This is a genomic window from Kocuria arenosa, from assembly GCF_042879215.1.
In the GTDB taxonomy this organism is placed as follows: Bacteria; Actinomycetota; Actinomycetes; order Actinomycetales; family Micrococcaceae; genus Kocuria; species Kocuria arenosa.
This window is the reverse complement of the sequence record NZ_JBHZTA010000004.1, coordinates 1-22,882: the sequence shown is the minus strand read 5'-3', so window position 1 is coordinate 22,882 and position 22,882 is coordinate 1. Positions and strand designations below refer to the sequence as shown.

The window sequence follows — 22,882 nt, the reverse complement described above, 5'->3', positions numbered from 1 at the left end:
CGTGGAAAAGTCGGACGGGCGTTTCGGGGCATTGTTGCGGAACAGATGGTCTACTGGCGGAGGACGTCCGACTCATCCGCATCGTGCTCCGTCCCCGCCAGAATAGGGCTGACCTCGCGTTAAGTTCCGCTGCTTCACAATGGGATTCCGGTTGTGACCGATATCGCTCCGAGGGCAAACTGGCGAGGCCGTCCATGAGGGCGGAGCGTGCGGCTTGTCGACTAGGGGGTCGGGGAGCGGACCGCACGATGAATCAACCGGGGGTACACAAGCATGTCTGTCGAACCATCTGTCCGGAGTTCCGCGGAAGGACGCAAGTCTTCCGGTCTCCGGCGAACCAGGGCGCTCGCCGCCATGGCCATCACGTCCGCCGCGCTGGTATTCGTCCCGTCCGGCGCGGCATTGGCCACCCACAGCGTGCTCCATCAGCGACAAATGGCCTGTGCCGCAATCGGGGGAACGTTCTCCGGTATGAACCAGGGTGCCCGGTGCACGGTTGTCACCACCGTGGAGGGCCCGGAACTGCCCAGCGGGGCCCCGACGATCACGGAGGAGGTGCGCTCCGTCGGGGATCCGGTCGTGGTGTCGGAGACGCTGCCGGACGGTCCGCCGGTCGTCGAGGAGGAAGTGCGCTCCGTCGGGGATCCGGTCGTGGTGTCGGAGACGCTGCCGACCGGTCCGCCGGTCGTCGAGGAAGAGATAGTCCGTGGCGCCTCCACCACGAGTACCGCCCCAGGTGCGCCCACTAACTGCCGCCGTGTGAACAATGACAAGGCCAAGCAGCAGGTCGAGCAGTGCGACCGGACGGAGGTGGACACGACTACCACCGAGACGACCGTCGTCCTTACGACGACGACGCCCATGGAGACGGTCACCACGACGACGCAGCAGCGGGAACGCGTGGTGACGACCACCCAACCGACCGAGGTGGTGACCACGACGACGCAGCAGCGGGAACGCGTGGTGACGACCACCCAACCGACCGAGGTGGTGACCACGACGACGCAGCAGCGGGAACGCGTGGTGACGACCACCCAACCGACCGAGGTGGTGACCACGACGACGCAGCAGCGGGAACGCGTGGTGACGACTACCCAACCGACCGAAGCCGCCACTGTTAGGACAACTACTGTTTATCAGTACGTCCCCGGGAGCGGTGTCCTCGTGCCGGATCCGGAACGCGTGACAGAAGTGACAGTTTCGACCCGCCCCGGGGAGCCGGAGGTCACGGAAGAGATCTTGCCGGCTGAGCCGGACGTCACGGTGACCACCGACAACGGGGAGCCGGAGGTCACGGAAGAGGTCTTGTCGGCTGAGCCGGACGTCACGGTGACTTCTGATGAGGGCGCGCCAGTCGTGACCGAGGAGATGCTTCCGGATGAGCCGGAGGTCACTGTGGAACGGACACCCGCAGAGGACGAGGTCGTGGTGACTGAGGCTCCCGGGGCGCCGATCGTCGAGACCGAGACGCGCACCACCGGTACCTGCGTCAAGAATCCCGGCCAAGGCGGCAACCGGGCCAACGCCTGCTAGGCCCACTGGAACGGAAGGAACCGACCCCTGGCGCCACCGGTGCCAGGGGTCGGTCATGTCCGGGTCGAACGCAAGTTACACGAGGTCCTCGGACAGCTCGAGCCAGCGCAGCTCGAGCTCCTCGATCTCGTCCTGGACCGCGGTCAGCCGGGCCGTGATCCGGCCCAGCCCGGTGTAGTCGGACTGGTCGTGCGCCGCCATCTCCGCGTGGAGGGTGTCGACCTTGGTGGACAGCTTCTCCAGCTTCCGCTCGATCGCGCCCACCTCCTTCTGCGCCGCACGGGCCTGTGCGCCCGAGAGCTTCGGCCCGCCGTCCGCCGTCGTCGTCCCGCTCGACGACGACGTCCCCGTCGCCGCCAGCGGGTTCGAGGCGTTGGCGGAGCCGGCGGCCGTGCCGGTGCGGGACTGGGAGGCGAGCTCCAGGTACTGCTCCACGCCCCGGGGCAGGTGCCGGAAGCGGCCGTCGATCACGGCGTACTGCTGGTCGGTGACCCGCTCCAGGAGGTAGCGGTCGTGCGAGACCACCAGGAGGGTGCCCGGCCAGGTGTCGAGCAGGTCCTCCATGGCGGTGAGCATGTCGGTGTCCAGGTCGTTGGACGGCTCGTCGAGGATCAGCACGTTCGGCTCGTCGAGCAAGATCATCAGCAGCTGCAGCCGCCGCTTCTGCCCGCCCGAGAGGTCCTTGACCGGGGTGGCGAGCTGCTCGTTGGTGAAGCCGAGCCGCTCCAGCAGCTGGCCCGGCGTCATCTCCTTGCCGTCGGCCAGGTAGGTGGTGCGCTTCGAGGCGACCACGTCCGAGACCCGGTCCTCGGCGACGTCCTCCAGCTCGGACAGCTGCTGGGTCAGGGTCGCGATCTTCACGGTCTTCCCGCGCTTGACCCGCCCGCTCGTGGGCTGGACCTCGCCGGTGACCAGGCCCAGCAGCGTGGACTTGCCCGCGCCGTTGACGCCCAGGATTCCGGTGCGCTCGCCGGGGGCGATCAGCCAGGTGACATCGCGGAGCACCTCCCGCGGACCGTCGTCCTCGGTGGGGTAGGAGACGGAGACCCTCTCGAGGTCCACCACGTCCTTGCCCAGCCGGGAAACCGCCAGCTGGGACAGGGCCACGGTGTCGCGCGGCGGCGGGACGTCGTTGATCAGCTGGTTGGCGGCCTCGATGCGGAACTTCGGCTTGGCCGTGCGGGCGGGCGCGCCGCGGCGCAGCCACGCCAGCTCCTTCTTCATGAGGTTCTGCCGCTTCGACTCGATGGTGGAGGCCTGCCGGTCCCGCTCCACGCGCTGCAGGACGTAGGCCGCGTAGCCGCCCTCGAAGGGCTCCACCATCCGGTCGTGCACCTCCCACGTGTCGGTGCACACGGCGTCCAGGAACCACCGGTCGTGGGTGACCACGGCGAGTCCGCCCTGGTTCCTGGGCCAGCGGTTGTTGAGGTGGCGGGCCAGCCAGGTGATGCCGTCCACGTCCAGGTGGTTGGTGGGCTCGTCGAGAAAGATGACGTCCCAGTCCCCGGCCAGCAGGGCGGCGAGCGCCACGCGGCGCTTCTGGCCGCCGGAGAGCTCCCCGAGCTTGGCGTCCCAGTCGAGGTCCTTGACCAGCCCCCCGAGAACGTCCCGCACCTTGGCGTCGCCGGCCCACTCGTGCTCCTCGCGGTCGCCGACGACGGCGTGCCCCACGGTCAGCTCCGGGTCCATCACGTCCGCCTGGTCGAGCATGCCGACGCGCACGCCCGAGCGCACGGTCACGCGGCCCCCGTCCGGCTTCAGCCGTCCGGCGAGCAGCTTCATGAGCGTGGACTTGCCGTCGCCGTTGCGGCCCACGATGCCGATCCGGTCGCCCTCGTCGATGCCGAGACTGACGGAGTCGAAGACCGTCTTGGTGGGGAATTCCAGGTGCAGGTTCTCGCCGCCGAGTAGATGTGCCACCCGTCAAGGGTACTCGCGCCCCAGGAACGCCGAGTCCCCACCCTCCGGCGTCCTGATCCGCCGAGTCCCCACCCTAGTCGCAATTCCCCAGGACGAATCGTGGGGATTTGCGACGGGATGGGGGACTCGGCGGAATGGGGGTGCAGACACTGGGGACTCGAAGCACAGAGTCCCCAGCCTCCCGTGCCCTGGCGCGCCGAGTCCCCAAGTACTTGGGCCCCGAACGCTCCGAATCCCCAACCTCCCTCGCCTTGGCGCGCCGAGTCCCCAACGTGGTCGCAATTCCCCAAGCCGAATCGTGGGGAATTGCGACCACGTTGGGGACTCGACGGAATGAGGGGGCAGGACTCTGGGGACTCGGTGCGCCGGGCAGGGCCGAAGGGTAGGGATGGGCAGGGGGAGCGCAGATGTGCGGACAGGAATTCTCAGCGGCGGCTCAAGGGCGGGTGAGAGCATAGGGGCCATGGAGCAGAACCCGACGGAGCGATCCTCCTCGACCCCGAGCACGCGCCCCCTGGGCACCAGGCTGGACGGGATCACGGATCTGGAGACCGCCGTCCGTGCCGTGACGGGGCACCCCGGACCCGTGGAGATCCCGGCGGGACCCGGCCAGCTGATCGGGCGCCACCTCGGCTCGGTGCCGCAGCGGCAGGTGGGGGAGGCGCTGCGCGGAGCGGGCGCCGACCCCCTGATGCTCCGGGCGGACATCTCGATCGACGAGGACATCCCGGACGAGGGCGTCATCGCGGTCCTCGACGACCACCTCTCCCTGGCCGCGGGCGTGGGCGCGGAGTACCTCGTGGTGCCCCGGGCCGGCGTGGGCGGACGGGGCCGCAGCGAGGACCGGATCTTCTCGATGCTCGCCGCGCTCGACGAGGCCGCCTCGGCCCACCGGGTGCACCTGCTGCTGGAGACGGAGGGCGCCACCGCGGACGAGGTGGAGCTGGTCCAGTACCTGGAGCGCGCCCGGGAGGCGGGGACCCTGGACGTGGAGCCGCAGTTCGTGGCGTCCGTGGCCTGGAACGTGGCCGCGTCCTCCGAGGCGGGGGAGGGGCCGGCCGCCGCGTTCGAGCGGATGCGGCCCCTGCTGGACCGCGCGCCGCTGATCATCTCCGGGGTGGACGAGGACGCGGTCGAGGACCTGTTCGCCGCCGTCCCGGAGCTCCGGGAGGCCGCCGCCACGGCCCGGATCATCGTGATCCTGGGGCGCCCGGGAGCGGCCGGGGCCTGACGCCCGAGTGGTAGGGTGACTGCCTGTGCACAGCGTGCACCACTGCCGTTCCACGGCGGTGCTCCGCCTTGGTGTAATCGGCAGCACCCCGGCCTTTGGAGCCGTGGAGTCTAGGTTCGAGTCCTAGAGGCGGAACGTCCGCATCCCGCCAGAAAGCCCGGAAGCTCGAGTGTCCCAGAGCCGACGAGCGCACAAGCTAGTGAGACGGAACAGGGCCGGAGCCGGTGAGCCCACCGGCTCCTCTCTCAGATCGACGACCGAGGAGCTGCATCCCGCCGTGAGCACCCCCCAGACCCCTGCGAACCGTCCGGGGGCGACCGCCGGGCCCGCCGCCGTCATCGTCCTGGCCGCCGGCAAGGGCACGCGCATGAAGTCCAAGACCCCCAAGATCCTGCACCGGATCGGGGGTCGTTCCATGGTCGGGCACTGCCTGGTGGCCGCCAGGAGTCTGCACCCGCGGCGGATGGCGGCCGTGGTGCGCTTCGAGCGGGACCTGGTGGCCCCGCACGTCCTCGAGCAGGACCCCGAGGCGCTGATCGTCGACCAGGACGAGGTCCCCGGCACGGGCCGCGCGGTCCAGTCGGCCGTGGAGGCGCTCGACGCCCAGGAGCGGCTGGCCGGCACCGTGGTGGTCACCTACGGCGACGTCCCCCTGCTGACCCCGGAGGTCCTCCAGAAGCTGGTCGCCCACCACGAGGAGCGCGGCAACGCGGTGACCGTGCTGACCGCGGACCACGAGCAGCCCGGCGGCTACGGCCGGATCCTGCGGGACGCCGACGGCTCGTTCCGCGAGATCAAGGAGGCCAAGGACGCCACCGATGCCGAGCTCGCGGTCGCCGAGATCAACTCCGGGATCTTCGCCTTCGACGCCGACGTCCTGCGCGCCAGCCTCGCGAAGGTCACCTCGGACAACGCGCAGGGCGAGATGTACCTGACCGACGTCCCGCTGCTGGCCCGCGAGGCCGGCCACGCGGTGGACGCGCTGAAGATCGAGGACCGCTGGGAGGTCGAGGGCGCCAACGACCGCGTGCAGCTCGCCCAGCTCGGCGCCCACCTCAACCGCCGGACCCTCGAGGCGCACATGCGCAACGGCGTGACGATCGTGGACCCGGCCAGCACCTGGATCGACGTGCAGGTGCGGATCGCCGCGGACGCCACGATCCTGCCGGGGACCCAGCTGCACGGGGGCACCCGGGTGGGCGAGGACGCCGTCGTCGGCCCGGACACCACCCTCACGGACGTGGAGGTCGGCCCGGGCGCGCACGTGGTGCGCACGCACGGCTCCGGCTCCGTGATCGGGCCCCGCGCGAGCGTGGGCCCGTTCGCCTACCTGCGCCCCGGCACGGTGCTCGGGGACCAGGGCAAGATCGGGACCTTCGTGGAGACGAAGAACTCCCGGATCGGCACCGGCTCGAAGGTCCCGCACCTGTCCTACGTGGGGGACGCCACGATCGGTGAGCACTCCAACATCGGGGCGGCCTCCGTCTTCGTCAACTACGACGGCGTGCGCAAGCACCGCACCGTGATCGGCGACCACGTCCGGATGGGCTCCGACAACATGTACGTGGCGCCCGTGCAGGTCGGCGACGGCGCCTACTCCGGCGCGGGCACCACGATCCGCAAGGACGTGCCGCCCGGGGCCCTGGCCCTGACGGAGGGGGCGCAGCGGGTCGTCGAGAACTGGGTCGTGGAGCACCGTCCCGGCACCGCCGCGGCCGAGGCCGCGGCGCGCGCCCTGGGCAACGGCGCCGCGACCGCGTCCAGGACCGGCGCGTCCGGGACCACCGAGCACTCCAGCGCAGGAACCGGCGCCGACACCACGGCGCACGGCACGGCCGGGGACACCACTGAGGAAAGCGAGTAACAATGACCGCAATCACCAACGCAGGTGCCAAACAGCTGGTCCTGGTCTCGGGACGGGCCCATCCGGAGCTCGCCGAGCGCATCGCCTCGGAGCTGGGCACGGAGCTGATCCCGACCGACGCCTACGACTTCGCCAACGGCGAGACCTACGTGCGGTTCGGGGAGTCGGTGCGCGGCACGGACGCCTTCCTCATCCAGTCCCACCCGGCGCCGATCAACCAGTGGATCATGGAGCAGCTGCTCATGATCGACTCCCTCAAGCGGGCGTCCGCGAAGTCGATCACCGTGGTGTCCCCGTTCTACCCCTACGCCCGGCAGGACAAGAAGCACCGCGGCCGCGAGCCCATCTCGGCCCGCCTCATCGCGGACCTCTACAAGACCGCCGGCGCGGACCGGCTGATGTCCGTGGACCTGCACACCGCGCAGATCCAGGGCTTCTTCGACGGCCCGGTGGACCACCTGATGGCCATCCCGCTGCTGGCGGAGCACGTGCGCTCCGTCGTCGACGTCGAGAACGTCACGGTGGTGTCCCCGGACACCGGGCGCGTGCGCGTGGCGGAGCAGTGGACCGAGCTGCTGGGCGGCTGCCCGCTCGCCTTCGTGCACAAGACCCGCGACATCACCCGGCCGAACCAGGCCACCTCGAAGGAGGTCGTGGGACAGATCGAGGGCCGCACCTGCGTGCTGATCGACGACATGATCGACACGGGCGGGACGATCTCCGGCGCCGTGCAGGTGCTGCGCGAGAAGGGCGCCAAGGACGTCATCATCGCCGCGACCCACGCCGTGTTCTCCGACCCCGCCGTGGAGCGGCTGTCCTCCTGCGGCGCCATCGAAGTGGTCGTCACGGACACCCTCCCGGTGCCGGCGGAGCACCAGTTCGAGAACCTCACGGTCCTCTCGATCGCGCCGCTCATCGCCCGCGCCATCCAGGAGGTCTTCGAGGACGGCTCCGTGACCAGCCTGTTCGACGGCAGGTCCTGACCTGGCCCCGGAAACGGCCGACGACGACGCAGCCCCTCACCGCGCGGTGGGGGGCTGCTCGGCGCGGAGCTCCCGGCGCCTGCGGTCCCTGGTGCTGATCGGCGCCGCAGGACTCGCCCTCACCGGGTGCGGGGCCCAGCCCGAGCCGTGGTTCGGCGGCTACGTCAACGCCACGTCCTACCCGTACTTCGAGTTCGGGACGGAGGCCGCGGGGCAGTCCCGCACGGTGCTGGGCTTCGTGGTGGCCGATCCCGAGGACCCCTGCGCGCCCTCGTGGGGCGGCTACTACGGGCTCGACGAGGCCCGGGAGACCCTGCGGATGGAGCAGCAGATCGCCGGGCTGCGGGAGGCCGGCGGTGACGTGGTGGTCTCCTTCGGCGGTGCGGCCGGCGACGAGCTGGCCACCGCCTGCACCGACCCGGACCGGCTGCTCGCGGCGTACCGGACGGTGCTCGACCGCTACGACCTGCGCACCGTGGACTTCGACATCGAGCTGGACGACCTCGAGGACCAGGAGGCCAACCAGCGGCGGGCCGAGGTGCTGGTGCGGCTGCAGGAGGAGCGCGACGAGCCCCTGGAGGTGTGGGCGACGCTGCCGGTGGCCCCCCACGGACTGGACCAGGACCCGGTGGAGGTCGTGGCCCAGCTGCTCGCGGCCGAGGTGGACCTCGCCGGGGTCAACCTCATGACCATGAACTACAGCGAGAGCAAGCCCGCGGGGCAGTCCATGGCGGCGGCCTCGGAGGAGGCGGTCCGGTCCGCCCACGGCCAGCTCACGGCGCTGTGGGGCGCGGCGGGCCAGGACCTCTCCGCGGAGGAGGTGTGGCACCGCATCGGCCTGACCCCGATGATCGGGGTGAACGACGTCCCCGGGGAGGTCGTCGACCAGGAGGCGGCGGCCGAGCTCAACCGCTTCGCCCGGGAGCAGGGCGTGGGACGGCTCTCCTACTGGTCCCTGAACCGGGACCGGTCCTGCGGCCCCGACGACGGCGACCCCGCCGAGGCCAACGACTTCTGCAGCGGGCTCGACCAGGACGCCGGGGAGTTCACCGGGGTCCTCGGCGAGGGCTTCGACGGATAACCGGTCAGCCGGACAGCGGGCAGCGGCGGCCCGCACGGGGCGGGCCGCCGCTCAGCGGGTCGGGCGCGGAGGAGGGCGCGGGCTCAGACCCGCTGCGCGTCCGCGCCGCGGTTCGCCGCCGCCTCGATGTCCAGCACGCTGTTGGTGCGCTCGGGCTTGTACCAGCCGATCATCCTGCCCTTGAGCGCCTGGAGGACGGAGGCGTAGAGGAGCCAGGCGCGCAGGGGTTCGTAGATGAGCCGGTAGACGGGCACGATCAGCAGGTGGGTCCAGGACTCGCCGACCATCCGGATGGCGATGATGCAGATGACGGCGTGGATGGTCAGCACGAAGGCGGCGAAGGCGGCGATGGGCTGCCAGTTGCCGGCGGCGATGTTGATCCCGGCCATGAGCACGGTCAGGGGCAGGAAGACCAGCGGGACGACGGTGGCGAGCAGGGTGTAGGGCAGGGCGACCATGCCGAGGAAGCCGTGGCGGGGACGGAAGAGCATCCCGGCGTGCTTCCACAGGGCCTGGAGGTTGCCGTAGGTCCAGCGCAGCCGCTGCTTGGCCAGACCGCGCACGGTCATGGGGGCCTCGGTCCAGGCCACGGCCCGGTTCTCCTGGACCACGGCCCAGCCCAGCTTCTGCAGGGTCATGGTGAGGTCGGCGTCCTCGGCGAGGGTGTCGTGGGAGTAGCCCCCGGCGGCCTGCAGGGCGTCCTTGCGCCAGGCGGCGCACGCTCCGGGGACGATGGAGATCGCCCCTGCCACGGACTCGCCCATGCGGGTGACGCAGATCCCGGAGATGTACTCCAGGGACTGCCACATGGTGAGGATCCCGGTGCGGTTGCCGACCTTCACGTGCCCGGCCACGGCCCCCACCGGGCGCTTGCCGGTGGGGTCGGTGAAGTGGCGGGCGAACATGCGGATGGTCTGGGGTTCGAAGAGGGTGTCGCCGTCGAGGGTGACGATGATCTGCCCGCGGGCGGCCATGATCCCGTGGTTGGAGGCGATGGACTTGCCGCCGTTGGGCTGGGCGAGCACCCGCAGGGCCGGCCAGGACTCGGCGAACCGGCGCATGATGGTCAGGGTGTCGTCGGTGGAGCCGTCGTCGACGGCGATGACCTCCAGGTTCGGGTAGTCGCTCGCGCGCAGGGCGGCCAGGGTGCGCTCCACCACGGGTTCCTCGTTGAAGACGGGCAGGATCACCGAGACCAGGGGCAGGTCCTCCTCAGGGATCTGCGGCCAGATCCGGCGGTTCTGGCGGCGGTGGCCGATCAGGGCCAGCACCACGTAGAGGGCGGACATGACGGTCAGGGAGCCGATGCCGAACCAGAACAGCCAGGTCATCACCACGTCCGGGGTGACCGTGAGGGTGGTCAGGGCGAGGGCGGTGGCGTCGTCGGCCAGCACGGGCTGGGTGTCCGCCACCGGGAGGTGGGTCTCCGGGACGATCGGGGCGAGCGTGCTGAAGGTGTAGCCGGCGGCCTTGGCCTCGGTGATCAGCTCCCTCAGCGCGGCCACGGTGGCGGTGCGGTCCCCGCCGCCGTCGTGCATGAGCACCACGCGGCCCTCGCCGTCGAGGGCCGGCAGCTCGATCTTCTCGCCGGGGCCGTACTGCCAGTCCTCGGTGTCGAGATTGAAGTCCACGTGCAGGTAGCCCATCTGCTGGGCCTCCAGCACGGGCAGGGGCTTGTTGTCGGGGTCCCCGGTGGGGAGGCGGAACAGCGGAGTCGCGTAGTCACCGACGGAGCGCATGGCGCGGTCGGTGCCGATGAGCTCCTCGCGGTTGCGGAAGTCGTCCTCCCACGAGGTGAAGTGGGTCATGGTGTGGTTGCCCACCATGTGCCCCTCCCGGATCACGCGCTCGAAGAGCTCGGGATGCTTGACCACGTTGGTCCCGATGCCGAAGAACGTGGCGGGCACTCCCTCGGCCGAGAGCACGTCGAGGATCTCGGGGGTGAACGCGGCGTCGGGTCCGTCGTCGAAGGTGATGACGAGCCGGCGGTCCGGGATCTCGCCGAAGCGTTCCATGGCGTAGGGGTGGTCCCCGACGAGCTCGGCCTCCTCCTCGCTGAGCGTGCGGAGGATCTCGTCGCTGAACGGGTCGGCCAGCACGGTCTCGCCCCCGCTCTCCTGGACCAGGCCGATCCGCGAGAAGGGGTTGGACGCGTTCCCGAGCAGCGGGATGTTCTCGGTGTCGCCGGTGGCGATCAGCTCGCGCGGATAGCCGGTGTCCTGGTTCAGCGGCCGGTCCCAGGGCTGAGCCAGCGCCTGGGGCAGGATCCAGGACAGCAGGCCGGCGAGGAGCGCGAGCAGCACCATCAGCGTGGCCAGGAGGCGGTACCAGCGCCTGCCGCTGGGGTCGTAGAACACCGGCGGCGCCACCGTGCTGCCGGAGCGATCGGCTCGTCGACGGCGCGGAAAGTCGTGATGGTCCTGCCTGTGGCGCACAGCATGCTCGTTCCCCCGGACGGCGATCCGTCACCTCGACGGATCGGCCGGCTCGTCCCCCCGGACGGACCGACGTGGTCAGCGTGCCAGGCCGGAACCGCCGTGTCACAAGCGCAAACATGTGCGGATGCACACCACTTGCATCGAACAACATGCATGTGGGAAAGCAAACCTCAGACAGCACGGAGTACGCCAGTACCGTCTGGTACTTAATGTTCGGGAATGGCCTCGAAGAGGGGGACATCCGCGGACGGATCTGTCCCCCCATGTGCGGACGCAGAAGGATGCCGAGCGCGGATTCGGGGCCCGGAAAGCCTGCCCTGAACGGCCCTCGATGTGAGGCAGACCACGTTCTGACCTGTTGTTTCGTCCCCGCGACCCTCGTGCGGGGGACACTCGGGAGTGCGCCCCCCGCGGCCGCCGGTCGGGGGACAGGGGACAGGGCTGTGGACAGCAGAACGCCCGGCAGGGACGTCCGGCCGGGCGTTCTGGAGGTGGCGAGAAGGTCAGCGGGTGACCCAGATCCGCTTCGTGATCGAGGACCAGTGCACGGTGTAGCCGTTCGAGAACCGCTGGCGCACCTCGGAGCCGTACCGGTACTCGTCGGTGCTCGGGTAGCCGTAGCCGCGCTCGTAGCCGGCGGACTTCCACCGCTGGCCGACCGCGCTGTTCTCCTTCACGGTCTTCGCCCCGGTCCGGGGGCTCCAGAGCACCTTGTGCACGTCGGCGCCGCTGCGGAACACCTGGTAGGCGCCGCCGCCGGGAAGTCCGCCGCGCTCCTGACCGCTGGGGTAGCCGTAGCCGCGCTCGTACCCGGCGGCGGCGTACTTCTGGCCGATGGCGCTGTTGAAGCGCACGGGCCAGGCGCCGGTGGGGGCGCTCCAGTAGAAGGTGGTGCTCTTGGCAAAGCTCTGCAGGGCGCCGCCGCCCACCAGGCCGCCGCGCTCGTTCATGGTGGGGGCGCCGAACACGGCGGCTCCGCCCAGGGCGCGGTACTGGTTGCCGATCCCGCCGCGCACCTGGTACCCGGCGGAGGTGATCGGGGCGGTGGGGGGCTTGGGCGCCGGGACCGTGCCCACCGTGGTGCGGGCGTCCGCGGGGGCCTGGCCGGCGGGGTAGCCGTAGGAGCCCACGGTGCCCACGAGCTTCCAGCCCTGCTTGTTCCCGGTCAGCTGCCCGTCCACGTAGGTCAGGCCGATGCCGACGACGTCCATGTCCGGGTCGGTGAGCACCTTGTTGTGCGCCTTGGAGCCCTTCCACCAGGTCATGAGCTCGGTGACGGTGCCCTGCCAGGACACGGAGTGGATCTCGCCGACGGCGTCCCAGTTCCCGGCGCGCTTGTCCTTCCAGAAGTCGTCCGTGTGGTCGATGACCTCCTCGCGGACCAGCCGGCTGGACTGTTCCTGGCTGATCTGGGAGAGCGTGGCCGAGTACTTCACCGGGGCGAGGCCCTTGGCCTTGCGGTGGGCGTTGATCAGGTCCAGCAGCCGCTGGGTGTCGGCCGAGCGGGTGCCCGAGGAGACGCTCACGATGTCCGAGCTCGCCGCGGTGGCGGGGGCCGCCACGAGGATCCCGGTGGCGGGGACCGCCAGGGCGAGGGCCGCCGCGGTCAGCGCCAGGCGGCCGGGGGTGCGGGTGCGCGCGGTGGCGCGGTGCTTGGCGTTGCTCATCGGGTGGCCCAGGTCCTCTTCGTGGTGGTCGAGTAGTGCACGGTGAAGTTCTTGGAGAACTTCTGGCGGACCTCGGTGCCGTAGCGGTACTCGCCGGTGGTCGGGTAGCCGTAGCCGCGCTCGGAGCCGGCGGCCTTCCACTCCCGGCCGATCGCGCTGTTCTCCTTCACGGCGTGGGCGCCGGAGGCGGAGCTCCAGAGGATCTTGTGGACGTCGTTGCCCTTGCGGAACAGCTGGTAGGAGCCGCCGTTGACCAGGCCGCCGACCTCGGGGGTGGAGGGGTAGCCGTAGCCGCGCTCGTAGCCGGCGCGCTTCCACGCCCCGCCGATCCCGCTGGTCTCCCGGACCGGCTGGGCGCCGGTGGCCGAGCTCCACAGCACCTTGTTCACGGTGCCGCCGCTGCGGAAGACCTGGTACGCGCCGCCGCCGGCGAGCCCGGAGACCTCGCGGCCGGTGGGGTAGCCGAAGCCGTTCTCGTAGCGGTTCGCCGCGAACTTCCGGCCGATGGCGCCGTTGAAGTTCACGGGCCAGGCTCCGGTGGGGGAGCTCCAGTAGAAGGTGTGGTTCTTGGAGAACCGCTGGTAGACGCCGCCGTTGACCAGTCCGCCGCGCTCGTTCATGGTCGGGGTGCCGAAGACCGAGGACCCGCCGAGGGCCCGGTACTGGTTGCCGATGCCGCCCTTGACCACGTATCCGGCGGGGGCCACCTGGGTGGGCGTGCCGGCCGGGGTGCCGGCCGGTGCCCGGCCGCCGATCGGCTTGTGGTAGCGGTTGCGCACCAGGTCCTGGAGCTGCGCCGCGCTGCCGCGGTAGACGTTGGCGTCGATCTGCTCGTTGAAGCCGGCGTCGGTGTACTGCCAGAAGTCGTAGGTGCTCCAGGCGCTGGGCACCCGGGGGGCCGTGGTGCCGTAGGAGGCGATGTGCATGGGGTGGTCGTTGAACGCGGCGGAGTTGCCGGTGCAGTCCTGCCACCAGTAGTAGTTCGTGTAGATGGCCGGCAGGCGCCCGGTGCGGGCCTTGTACCGGTTGGAGAAGTCGCGGATCCAGCCGACCATCTCGGCCTGGCTGAAGCCGTAGCACTGGTTGCCGTACAGGGAGGGGTACGGGTTGTTCTCGACGTCCAGCAGACCGGGCAGGGTCTTGCCGTCCGCGGACCAGCCGCCGCCGTTGTTGACGAAGTAGTCCGCCTGCTTCGCGCCGGAGGAGTCACGGGTGGGGATCGCGAAGTGGTAGCCGCCGCGGTACATGCCCACAGCGCCGGCGCCGGCGTACTGCTGCTGGAAGAGGTTGTTGCGGATGCTGTCGCCCTCGGAGGTCTTCACGTAGGCGAAGCGGGAGCCCTGCTTGTACAGGCTCGACCAGTTCAGGGACGGCTGCCAGTTGGAGACGTCCGTGCCCTTGATGCCGCTGGGGGCCCAGGAGGCGGCGGCACCGAGGGGGTCGGCCGACGCGACCCCCGCGACGGCCTCCTCCGCGGTGTCGGCGTCCGTGGCGCCGGGAGCAGCGCCGGTCCCCGCGTCGTCGTCGGTGTCCCCGGAGAGCTCCTCCGCCGTGCGGGCGGAGGTCGCGGCCAGCTGCTCGAAGTGGTTCTCGGACTTCGCCCACTGGCCCATCACGGCGCCGCCGTGGGGGTCGCCGGCGGTCGGCTGCGTGCCGGCGCGCGCCGGGTCGGGGAGGACGGCCTCGCCGGTGGCCGCGTCCACCAGGGTGGAGACGATCTCGCCGTCGGACTCCACGACCTTGGAGACCAGGCTGCCCTGGCGCTCCTCGGAGAGAGTGGTGGTTCGGGGGGCGGCGGCCTCGTCCAGGGCCGCGACCGGAGTCAGTGTGGTGATGGCCAGCACCGCCGCCGTGATGGCGGCGGGCAGCGTCAGTCGGGGGGATGCTTTCACGCTGGAACGCCTATCTCGCATGGATCGTTGGGGGGAACGACTCGTGCAAGGCCATCGGGATGGGGGGAAGATCCTCGGAGCCACGTCGAGTATAAAGGCGCGTTTGCATAAATAATCAATAACGACGGGCCGTGTTACGCACCCGTACCTCTCTGTGCGTAGTGATTGGGTCCGAGTGTTTCGCTCCGAGGGACGACGACGACGGACCCGGGGCCCCCCGACTCCCGTCGACGGCGCGATCCCGGTGGGCGGGGAAAGGCCCAGCCCCGGACCCGGTGCCGGATACGATGAACCGGACTCGACCCCCAGAGGAGAACCATGGCCCCCACGCGCATCCTGACGGTCTGCACGGGCAACGTGTGCCGCTCACCCATGGCGGCGGTCGAGCTCGACCACGGCCTCAACGAGATCTCGCCCGGCGGCTTCGAGGTGACGAGCGCCGGGATGCACGCGCTGGTGGACGAGGGCTTCGAGCAGCGGGTCGGCAGGCTGGCCCAGGACCGTGGCCTGGAGGCCGCCGCGGCACACCGGGCCCGGCAGGTCACCCCGGACGTGCTGCGGGACGTCGACCTGGTGCTCGTGATGGCCCGGGAGCACACCCAGCCGGTGCTCCAGCAGTCGCCGCGGCTGCTGAAGAAGGTGTTCACCCTGCGGGAGTTCGCCCGGATCCTGCTGTACCTCTCCACCGACCCGGAGCTCGACCGTGCGGTGCCGGCGGACCGCGCCGAGCGCTGGGCCTGGCTGGTGCAGCAGGCGCCGCGGCTGCGGCAGCGGGTGCCGGTGCGCCACCCCGAGCGCAACGACGTGATCGACCCCTACCGCCAGGAGGACGCGGTGCTCCAGCAGATGGCGGACGAGCTGTTCGAGGCCACGGACGCGATTCTCTCCTTCGAGCGCCGATACGCGGAGCGCGTGCCCACGGCTTCGTAGGACGCCGGGCCGCCGGCAGGTCCGCCACGACAACCTCGGGGGAGGTGGATTCCGGCCCGGTGGACCTGCCTTTCGTGGTCCGCGGTCATCCGCTCGTCAGGCGGGCATCCTGCGCAGCGTGAGATAGGAGCCGATCGCGAGCAGCGTGCTCACCAGGACGGCCCACATCGTCAGGCCCAGGGAGCCGGTCTCGAGGATCCACGTCCCCACCTCCGGCCAGGCCTGGCGCAGGCTCACCAGGGCGATGAGCCCGACGACCACGAGGCCCATCGCGAGCATGACGATCACGAGCCTGGTCGTGCCGAACCGCTTGAAGACCGTCGCGAACCAGAAGCCGATGATGAAGAACAGCATCGTCGACACGAAGTACGTCAGACCCGCCGCGAGCGGCCCCGCCGCCCACACCCATTCGAGGTAGGCGAAGTACCCGTTCATGCCGTACCCGTCGGTCGCCTGCTCGATCAGTCCGAGCAGCACGAAGATCAGCGACATCCCGAGGCCGCTCACTGCCGCGGCCGCCAGCGAGCCGACGTAGAACTCCCGGCGCGTCAGGCTCATCGCCTGCGAGAACGGGAACGTCAGCGTCATGGCCTGGACGCCGACGACGAGGAAGTACCACAGCGGTGCCTGCGAGCCCCCGCCGATCTTGACGTCGACACCGCCCGCGCTCTGGATGATCCAGTAGATGAGCAGAGTCAGCACCCAGGCGCCCCCGAGCACGAGCGCCGGCACCCAGACGAACGTCTGCGTGTTCACGAACTGCAGGCGCACCACGTTGAGCGTGCGATGGCGCACCGCGGCGGGGCGCGTGACGCTGCCGGCATCGAGGGTGGTCATCGGAGGGCTCCTTCCTGGGTGGCCGCGGCGAACGCGTCGCGGCCGGATGTGCGCCGCTGCGTGCGGCGCACGATGAGCTGCTGCAGCGAGACGGGCGCGAGCTCGAGTCCTGCCGCGGCGAGTGCGGCGCGCTCGGCGCCGTCGAGGCAGCCGAGGAATGTGACGGACGAGACGCGGCCGAGGCTCTCGCGGTGAATGACCTCGCGGCCGCGCACCGCCTCCTCGACCGCGGCGGCGTCGCCGACGACGTTCGTGGCCTGTGCCCGGGCGTCGTCGGTGGACTCGTCCATGATGATGCGGCCCTCGTCGATCACGAGCACCCGCTCGAGGAGGTTCGCGACCTCGTCGATGAGGTGGCTCGAGAGGAGGACCGTGCGCGGGTGCTCCGCGTAGTCCGCCAGCAGGCGGTCGTAGAAGATCTGCCGCGCGACGGCGTCGAGGCCGAGGTACGGCTCGTCGAAGAAGGTGATCTCCGCGCGGGAGGCGAGGCCGAGGATGACGCCGACGGCCGAGAGCTGCCCGCGGGAGAGCTTCTTGATCGTACGCTTCAGCGGCAGCTGGAACTCGTCGACGAGCTCGTCGGCGAGCTCCTGGTCCCACCGCGGGAAGAACAGCCGCGCGGAGGCGAAGGCGTGACGCGGCGTGGCGTCGTCCGGGTACTTCTGGCTCTCGCGCACGAAGCACATGCGACTGAGGACCCGCGCGTTCTCGTAGGGGTTCTCGCCGAACACACGCACCTCACCACTCGTGGGGAGGTTCTGGGCCGTGAGGATTGACATCGCGGTCGTCTTGCCGGCGCCGTTGCGGCCCAGCAGGCCGTAGATGGTGTCCTTCTGGACGTCGAAGCTCACGTCGTCGAGAGCCACCTTGTCCTTGTAGCGTTTCGTGAGGTTCCGGACCTCGATCACGGGATTCATGGTGTCCTTCGATCTGGCGTGGCTGGTGAGGTCGTCCGTTCGGCACCGGCCCGGACGAGGTCGGCGACGTCGTCGGGTCCGAGTCCGATCTTGCGCGCCTCCGCCAGCAGCGGCTGCACGTAGCGGCGGGCGAAGGCGCTGCGGCGTTCCTCGAGCAGGAGGTCCCGAGCTCCGGGGGCGACGAAGATCCCGATTCCCCGGCGCTTGTAGAGCACCTTCTTGTCGACCAGCATGTTCACGCCCTTCGCGGCGGTGGCCGGATTGATGCGGTAGAAGGTGGCGAGCTCGGTCGTGGACGGAGCTTGCGCCTCCTCGGCGAGGCTTCCGTCCACGACCGAGTCCTCGACCTGTTCGGCGATCTGCACGAACAGGGGCTTGCCTTCCTCCATCAATGCGGCCTCCGAGTTATCTGGTTAGTTACTTCACTAGTAGACCGCAAGAGCAAAGGTGCGTCAAGGGTGTTGCTGGATTCCCCGTTCTGTGTCCGGCGCCCGCCCGCACCCGGCTGTCCGGCACGGGAACGTCCGGCACCGTTCGCACCGGCAGGGCGTGCAACACGGGGGGCGTGGCCGGTGCGGGACGTGCGAGGGCAGCGAACGAGCACGTCACACGCCTGTTCGCGGCTTGACCGGCGAACCGGGCCAGTCCCTTAATGGAGCCCAGGTCGGCCACGCCGTCGAGGAGAAACCATTCCCGGGCCCGTGGGCGATGATCAGGCGGTGCACCGATCGTTCGCGAGGAGTTCCTGATGCCTGCTGACCGAGCCCTGCCGGAGGACTTCCACGCCCTGTACGACACGGGCGCCCGGACCGCCCGCGGCACCGCGCCGTCCGCCGCCCCGCCGCTCGCGTCGCCCGGCCTGCGCCGACTGGACGCCCAGCTCGGCGACCTGGAGGTGGACTACGACCAGGCGACGGCACTGCCGAACCGCATCACGCGGCGGGCCCCGGCGGCCGGGCTGTCGGGGGAGGCGGGCGCGTCGCCGGAGGAGACCGTCCAGCGGTTCCTCACCGAGCACGGCGATCTGTGGCGGTTGTCCGAGGCGGACGCGCAGGGCGTCGAGGTCGTGTCGGTGAGCGGACAGGGGCTGCGCACGGTGCAGCTCGTGCAGCGGGCCGATGGCACGGAGGTCTTCAGCTCTGAGGCGACCGCGGCGATCGGCCCGGACGGTCGCATGATTTCCGTGGCCGGCCAGTTCTTCCCCGGCGCCGCGGAAGCCGGCAGCGCCCGCTCGGCCGCCGCCACCAGCACCACTGCGGAGGAGGCGATCGCCGTGGCGGCGCTCGACCTGACCGGTGTCGAGCACGCCTCCACGTCCTTCTCCGAGACGAGCGCCGAGGCCGGCGACGCCGCCGGCGGGACCTACCGGTCCTACCGCTCCACCGCGCCGGCCGGTGCGGGGCGGCCTGCGTTCGAGCGGGCGGTGCGCGTGAAGGACGTGCTGTTCCCCCTGGGGGAGCAGCAGTTCACCCCCGGCTACTACCTCGAGCTCTGGATCGAGGGCTTTCCCGCGTTCAGCTACGTGATCGACGCGCTCGGGGAGCCGGAGGTGCTGTTCCGGAAGAACCTCCGGGCCGACGCCGCCTTCACCTACCGGGTGTTCAACACCGGCGACGCCCTGTTCCGCCCCGAGGACGGGCCGGCGCCCGGGTCGCCGCACCCGACCGGGCGCCCGGACGGCTTCCAGGCCGCGACCATCCCCGACCGGCTGGTCACGCTCGAGAGCCTGCTCCCGGGCGCCCCGTGGCTGCCCGAGGACGCCACGACCACCCGGGGCAACAACTGCATCGCCTACGCCGACCTCCGGGCACCCGACGGGAACAGCTCCGGCGACGTGGAGGGCCGGACCACCGGGCCGCACACCTTCGACCACGCCTACGACTCCACCCGGCCCGCCGGCGACCCCACCAATCTGCAGGCCAGTCTCGTCGGGATGTTCTTCCACGTGAACTGGCTGCACGACCGCTGGTACGAGGCCGGCTTCGACGAGGCGGCCGGCAACGCCCAGCAGGTCAACCTCACGGGGTCCGGCCTCGGCGGGGACCCGATCCTGGCGGAGGGCAACGACTTCAGCGGCACCGACAACGCCAACATGCAGACCCCGGCCGACGGCGCCAGCCCGCGGATGCAGATGTACGAGTTCCGCGGCGTCACCCCGCTCCCGTCGCGCACCAGCAACTTCGACGCGCTGATCACGTACCACGAGCTGGGGCACTACATCACCAACCGTCTCGTCGGGAACGCCGCCGGGCTGGCCAACCAGCAGGGCAGGGCGATGGGCGAGGGCTGGGGGGACTTCTTCGCCATCACCATGACCTCCCAGGCCTCCGACGACTTCGGCACCGGAGCCTTCCCCGCCGGGGGATGGACCGACCTCACCCCCCGCTTCACGGACAACTACTACTTCTCCATCCGCCGCTTCCCCTACTCCGCGGACCCGGCCAAGAACCCGCTGACGTTCCAGCACATCAGCAACGGGGTGGTGCTGCCGGCCGGGCCGCCGCGCCATCCGCACGGGGGCGGGCCGAACAGCGAGGTGCACAACGCCGGCGAGGTATGGTGCGCCGCCCTGTGGGAGGTGTTCGTCAACCTCGTCGCCGCGCACGGCCACGTCGAGGCCGAGCGCCGCGTGCTCGAGTACGTGGTGGGCGGGCTCAAGCTCACGCCCAGCATGCCGACCTTCACGCTGGCCCGCGACGGCATCATCACCGCCGTCTCCGTCCTGAACCCCGGGGACCTCGACGCGGTGTGGCGCGGTTTCGCCAAGCGCGGCCTGGGCGCCGGCGCCGTCTCCCCGCCCAGCACCTCCACCTCGCTCGCGGGCGTGGTCGAGAGCTTCACCACGCCGTAGGAGGCGCACCATGACGGTCGTCCGCTTCGACCTGGGGACCACCCCGCGGAACGACGACGTGCTCCGCTCCGCGACGCCGGACGCACTGCGGACACTGACCGCGGCGGCCACGGACGCCGGCGCGAGCTGGACGCAGCTCGGCGGCACGCTCCTGGTGGCCGGACACCCGGCCCAGCTGGAGCGGACGGCCGCCGGCCGCACTCCTGCGGACCGGATCGAGGTCCCCGCCGCCCGCCTGCACCTGGTGATCCAGAACGGCCGGCAGTTCCAGCAGGAGCACCCCGAGGTCCCGGTCCTGGTCGACCAGGGCCGCTACCTCGTCGTCGACCTCGACCCCGCCGAGGCGGGGAGGATCGTCGAGCCGTCCGAGCGGCACGTGCCGTGCTTCGGCGTCCGCCCTCTGCCGGCGAACACCGTCGTGTTCGCGCAGCGGCCACCGGCACCGGAAGGGGCACGGGCCGTGGCCGAGCCGCTTGTGGCCGCCGTGTCCCGTGACGCGTTCGCGGCGGACCTGCGCACGCTCGCCGGGTTCCGGACACGGCACTCGACGAGCACGGACTTCCGCACCGCCCTCGACTGGGCCGACGGTGTGCTGAGCGCCCTGGGCTTCGAAACGCGGGTCCAGACGGTCGCCCTTCCCGGGGGGAGCACGCAGAACCTCATCGCCGAGCGGCCGGGCAGCGGCGGGGACGGGCGCGCGGTGCTCGTCACGGCGCACCTCGACTCCATCAACGTCCGGGACGGCGCCGATGCCCCCGCACCGGGTGCGGACGACAACGGGTCCGGTGCCGCCGGCGTGCTCGCCGTCGCCCGGGCCCTGCAGGGCCACCCGGGCGCTCGCGACCTGCGTCTGATCCTGTTCGGGGGCGAGGAGCAGGGGCTGTTCGGCAGCCGCCACTACGTCGCGGAGCTGGACCAGGCGGAACGAGACCGCATCCGTGCGGTCGTCAACATGGACATGATCGCCGGCCGGAACACGCCCTCGCCCACGGTGCTGCTCGAAGGGGCCGCCGTGTCCCAGGCCGTGCTGGCGGAGCTGGCCGCCGCGGCGCAGGCCTACACGGGCCTGACCGTGCAGACCAGTCTGATGCCCTTCAACAGCGACCACGTGCCCTTTCTCGACAGCGGCATTCCCGCCGTGCTCACGATCGAGGGAGCCGACGGCGCCAACGACCGCATCCACACCGCCGGCGACACCCTGGAGCACCTCGACCACGACCTCGCCCTCGAGATCCTGCGGATGAACGTCGCCTACCTCGTTCAGGCCCTCGGCCAGGTGTGAACCAGGCCCGGCGCCGCACCCCTGCCTGACTCCCACCACCGGTGTGCTTCCCGAGGGGAGGCGCACGGCCCCGAACCGGGACGCCACCCGTCTCGCGACTCGGGCCCAGCCCCCGGGGTGCACCGGACGGTCGTCGGGTGGAACGGGTCGGTAGCGTAGGGGCCATGACAGTGGAAACTGAGAGGCCGGAGGAGGAAGCCCGGGTCCGAGCCCTGCACGCGCTGCACATCCTCGACACGCCGCGGGAGGAGCGCTACGACCGAGTGGTGCGCATCGCCCGCGAGGTGTTCGGGGTGAAGGCCGCCGCGGTGAACCTCATCGACACCGATCGGCAGTTCACGAAGGCCGAGGCCGGTCTGGACGGGCTGATCCACGCCACGCGCACCGACTCGTTGTGCGCCCGCACCGTGGAGGCCGACGAGATGCTGGTCGTGCCGGACGCGGTGACCGACGAGCGGTTCACCGGCAGCTCCTTCATCACCGCACCGGACCCGGTGCGGTTCTACGCAGGGCATCCGTTGCACGCCCCCGGCGGGGAGACCGTGGGGTCGCTGTGTCTGGTCGACGACCACCCGAGGGAACTGGACGAGCGGGAGCGGCGACTGCTGGGCGAGATGGCCGGGTGGGTCGAACGCGAGTTGGCCGCAGCCCAGGAGATGGAGCGGGCCGAGCAGGTGCAGCGGATGCTGATGCCCCGCACCGGGCTCACCACCCCCACGATCGAAGCCGCCGGGCGGTGCCTGCCGGCGAGATCGCTGGGCGGGGACTTCTACGACTGGATGGTCCAGGGCGAGCAGGTGCAGGTCATGGTGGCCGATGTGATGGGCAAGGGGATCCCGGCCGCCCTGCTGGCCGCCTCGGCCCGAGCCGTGCTGCGCGGCACCTTCCAGTACAACGCCGCGCCCGAGGCGATGACCCGCGCGGCCGGGGCGTTGACCCCGCTGCTGGAGAACGCCGGGGCGTTCATCACCACGTTCATCGCCCGGCTGGACACTCGCAGCGGTGACATCGAGTACATCGACGCCGGCCACGGCCTGGCCCTGCTCCTGCGCCCCGATGGGACCTGGCGCCGGCTGGCCTCCTCCGGGCCCCCGCTGGGCGTGATGCCGGACTGGACCTGGGACCTCCACACGGACACCCTGCAGCCGGGGGAGACGCTGCTGGTGGTCTCCGACGGGTTCCTGGACTTCTTCGCCGATCTCGACGAGGCGATCTCCACCGCCGCGGCGCTGAACACCCTGGCCACGACGGCCGAGGAGCTCGTGGTGCTGTGCAGCGACTACGCCGACTCCTCGGCGGCCGAGGACGACACGACCGTGATGGCCCTGCGCCGTCTCGCCTGAGCGGGGGTGCCGTCGAAGGCCGGTGCTGTCCTCGGGGGGGGGGGGGGGGGGGGGGCGCGGGGGGGGGGGGGGGGCTCCCCCCCGCGGGGTCCCGCCGGGGGGGCGGCGGGGGC

16 protein-coding genes and 1 tRNA gene are annotated in these 22,882 nt (G+C 71.0%); 10 read left to right on the top strand and 7 right to left on the bottom strand.

Translation table 11 applies throughout. From position 1 onward, the window contains the following. Nucleotides 1-354: 354 nt before the first annotated feature. A complete protein-coding gene (locus ACFYE3_RS08430; protein ID WP_387607982.1) occupies nt 355-1,533 on the top strand; it encodes a hypothetical protein in 1,179 nt (392 codons plus the stop codon). Between the two features lie 75 nt (nt 1,534-1,608). Here the strand turns inward: ACFYE3_RS08430 and ACFYE3_RS08425 are convergent, their stop codons facing one another. Then, nucleotides 1,609-3,453, bottom strand: coding sequence for an ABC-F family ATP-binding cassette domain-containing protein (locus tag ACFYE3_RS08425; protein ID WP_387607980.1), 1,845 nt, complete (start codon nt 3,451-3,453; stop codon nt 1,609-1,611). Between the two features lie 463 nt (nt 3,454-3,916). On the opposite strand from ACFYE3_RS08425, the gene ACFYE3_RS08420 reads away from it, so the two are divergent. The 5 genes from ACFYE3_RS08420 to ACFYE3_RS08400 all read left to right on the top strand — a co-directional run bounded on the left by ACFYE3_RS08420 (nt 3,917) and on the right by ACFYE3_RS08400 (nt 8,612). Further along, on the top strand, nt 3,917-4,684 hold the full coding sequence (locus ACFYE3_RS08420) for a hypothetical protein (protein ID WP_387607978.1): 768 nt from the start codon (nt 3,917-3,919) through the stop codon (nt 4,682-4,684). A gap of 62 nt (nt 4,685-4,746) precedes the next feature. After that, a tRNA-Gln gene (locus tag ACFYE3_RS08415) sits at nt 4,747-4,819 on the top strand. Between the two features lie 142 nt (nt 4,820-4,961). After that, nucleotides 4,962-6,548 (top strand): bifunctional UDP-N-acetylglucosamine diphosphorylase/glucosamine-1-phosphate N-acetyltransferase GlmU, encoded by a 1,587-nt coding sequence (glmU, locus tag ACFYE3_RS08410; protein ID WP_387607975.1) that lies wholly within the window; start codon nt 4,962-4,964, stop codon nt 6,546-6,548. Between the two features lie 2 nt (nt 6,549-6,550). Next, nucleotides 6,551-7,531, top strand: coding sequence for a ribose-phosphate diphosphokinase (locus ACFYE3_RS08405; RefSeq protein ID WP_368832864.1), 981 nt, complete (start codon nt 6,551-6,553; stop codon nt 7,529-7,531). Nucleotides 7,532-7,622: 91 nt separating this feature from the next. Then, complete coding sequence (locus tag ACFYE3_RS08400) at nt 7,623-8,612, top strand: chitinase (RefSeq protein ID WP_387607971.1); 990 nt, start codon at nt 7,623-7,625, stop codon at nt 8,610-8,612. Nucleotides 8,613-8,695: 83 nt separating this feature from the next. On the opposite strand, the gene ACFYE3_RS08395 is transcribed toward ACFYE3_RS08400, so the two are convergent. From ACFYE3_RS08395 to ACFYE3_RS08385, 3 genes are all read right to left on the bottom strand, one after another. Further along, nucleotides 8,696-10,969, bottom strand: coding sequence for a bifunctional polysaccharide deacetylase/glycosyltransferase family 2 protein (locus ACFYE3_RS08395; protein WP_387607969.1), 2,274 nt, complete (start codon nt 10,967-10,969; stop codon nt 8,696-8,698). A 584-nt stretch (nt 10,970-11,553) separates the two neighbouring features. After that, a complete protein-coding gene (locus ACFYE3_RS08390) occupies nt 11,554-12,717 on the bottom strand; it encodes a CAP domain-containing protein (RefSeq protein ID WP_387607968.1) in 1,164 nt (387 codons plus the stop codon). Further along, nucleotides 12,714-14,609, bottom strand: coding sequence for a GH25 family lysozyme (locus ACFYE3_RS08385; protein WP_387607966.1), 1,896 nt, complete (start codon nt 14,607-14,609; stop codon nt 12,714-12,716). Before ACFYE3_RS08385 ends, ACFYE3_RS08390 begins: the two co-directional genes overlap by 4 nt. A gap of 318 nt (nt 14,610-14,927) precedes the next feature. Here ACFYE3_RS08385 and ACFYE3_RS08380 point away from each other — a divergent pair, with 318 nt between their 5' ends. Further along, nucleotides 14,928-15,539, top strand: a complete 612-nt coding sequence (locus ACFYE3_RS08380; RefSeq protein ID WP_387607964.1) for an arsenate reductase/protein-tyrosine-phosphatase family protein — start codon at nt 14,928-14,930, stop codon at nt 15,537-15,539. Nucleotides 15,540-15,635: 96 nt separating this feature from the next. On the opposite strand, the gene ACFYE3_RS08375 is transcribed toward ACFYE3_RS08380, so the two are convergent. Genes ACFYE3_RS08375 through ACFYE3_RS08365 form a run of 3 tightly spaced genes read right to left on the bottom strand, consistent with a single transcriptional unit; the run spans nt 15,636 to nt 17,685 of the window. Then, a complete protein-coding gene (locus tag ACFYE3_RS08375) occupies nt 15,636-16,376 on the bottom strand; it encodes a hypothetical protein (protein ID WP_387607961.1) in 741 nt (246 codons plus the stop codon). Beyond that, nucleotides 16,373-17,293, bottom strand: a complete 921-nt coding sequence (locus ACFYE3_RS08370) for an ABC transporter ATP-binding protein (protein WP_387607958.1) — start codon at nt 17,291-17,293, stop codon at nt 16,373-16,375. Before ACFYE3_RS08370 ends, ACFYE3_RS08375 begins: the two co-directional genes overlap by 4 nt. After that, the gene (locus ACFYE3_RS08365) at nt 17,290-17,685 is read right to left on the bottom strand and encodes a GntR family transcriptional regulator (RefSeq protein WP_387607955.1); all 396 of its coding nucleotides are present in this window, start codon (nt 17,683-17,685) and stop codon (nt 17,290-17,292) included. Before ACFYE3_RS08365 ends, ACFYE3_RS08370 begins: the two co-directional genes overlap by 4 nt. Before the next feature lie 356 nt (nt 17,686-18,041). Here ACFYE3_RS08365 and ACFYE3_RS08360 point away from each other — a divergent pair, with 356 nt between their 5' ends. The 3 genes from ACFYE3_RS08360 (at nt 18,042) to ACFYE3_RS08350 (ending at nt 22,769) form a co-directional block, all read left to right on the top strand. After that, complete coding sequence (locus ACFYE3_RS08360) at nt 18,042-20,144, top strand: M36 family metallopeptidase (protein WP_387607952.1); 2,103 nt, start codon at nt 18,042-18,044, stop codon at nt 20,142-20,144. 10 nt (nt 20,145-20,154) lie between these two features. After that, on the top strand, nt 20,155-21,426 hold the full coding sequence (locus ACFYE3_RS08355; protein WP_387607949.1) for a M28 family metallopeptidase: 1,272 nt from the start codon (nt 20,155-20,157) through the stop codon (nt 21,424-21,426). A 164-nt stretch (nt 21,427-21,590) separates the two neighbouring features. Beyond that, the gene (locus ACFYE3_RS08350; protein WP_387607946.1) at nt 21,591-22,769 is read left to right on the top strand and encodes a PP2C family protein-serine/threonine phosphatase; all 1,179 of its coding nucleotides are present in this window, start codon (nt 21,591-21,593) and stop codon (nt 22,767-22,769) included. Nucleotides 22,770-22,882 lie beyond the last annotated feature (113 nt).

Coding starts and splice junctions, on each gene's coding strand:
- ACFYE3_RS08430 (WP_387607982.1), top strand. CDS start 355: ATGGCCATCACGTCCGCCGCGCTGGTATTCGTCCCGTCCGGCGCGGCA.
- ACFYE3_RS08420 (WP_387607978.1), top strand. CDS start 3,917: ATGGAGCAGAACCCGACGGAGCGATCCTCCTCGACCCCGAGCACGCGC.
- ACFYE3_RS08405 (WP_368832864.1), top strand. CDS start 6,551: ATGACCGCAATCACCAACGCAGGTGCCAAACAGCTGGTCCTGGTCTCG.
- ACFYE3_RS08390 (WP_387607968.1), bottom strand. CDS start 12,717: ATGAGCAACGCCAAGCACCGCGCCACCGCGCGCACCCGCACCCCCGGC.
- ACFYE3_RS08380 (WP_387607964.1), top strand. CDS start 14,928: ATGGCCCCCACGCGCATCCTGACGGTCTGCACGGGCAACGTGTGCCGC.
- ACFYE3_RS08375 (WP_387607961.1), bottom strand. CDS start 16,376: ATGACCACCCTCGATGCCGGCAGCGTCACGCGCCCCGCCGCGGTGCGC.
- ACFYE3_RS08370 (WP_387607958.1), bottom strand. CDS start 17,293: ATGAATCCCGTGATCGAGGTCCGGAACCTCACGAAACGCTACAAGGAC.
- ACFYE3_RS08360 (WP_387607952.1), top strand. CDS start 18,042: ATGCCTGCTGACCGAGCCCTGCCGGAGGACTTCCACGCCCTGTACGAC.
- ACFYE3_RS08355 (WP_387607949.1), top strand. CDS start 20,155: ATGACGGTCGTCCGCTTCGACCTGGGGACCACCCCGCGGAACGACGAC.
- ACFYE3_RS08350 (WP_387607946.1), top strand. CDS start 21,591: ATGACAGTGGAAACTGAGAGGCCGGAGGAGGAAGCCCGGGTCCGAGCC.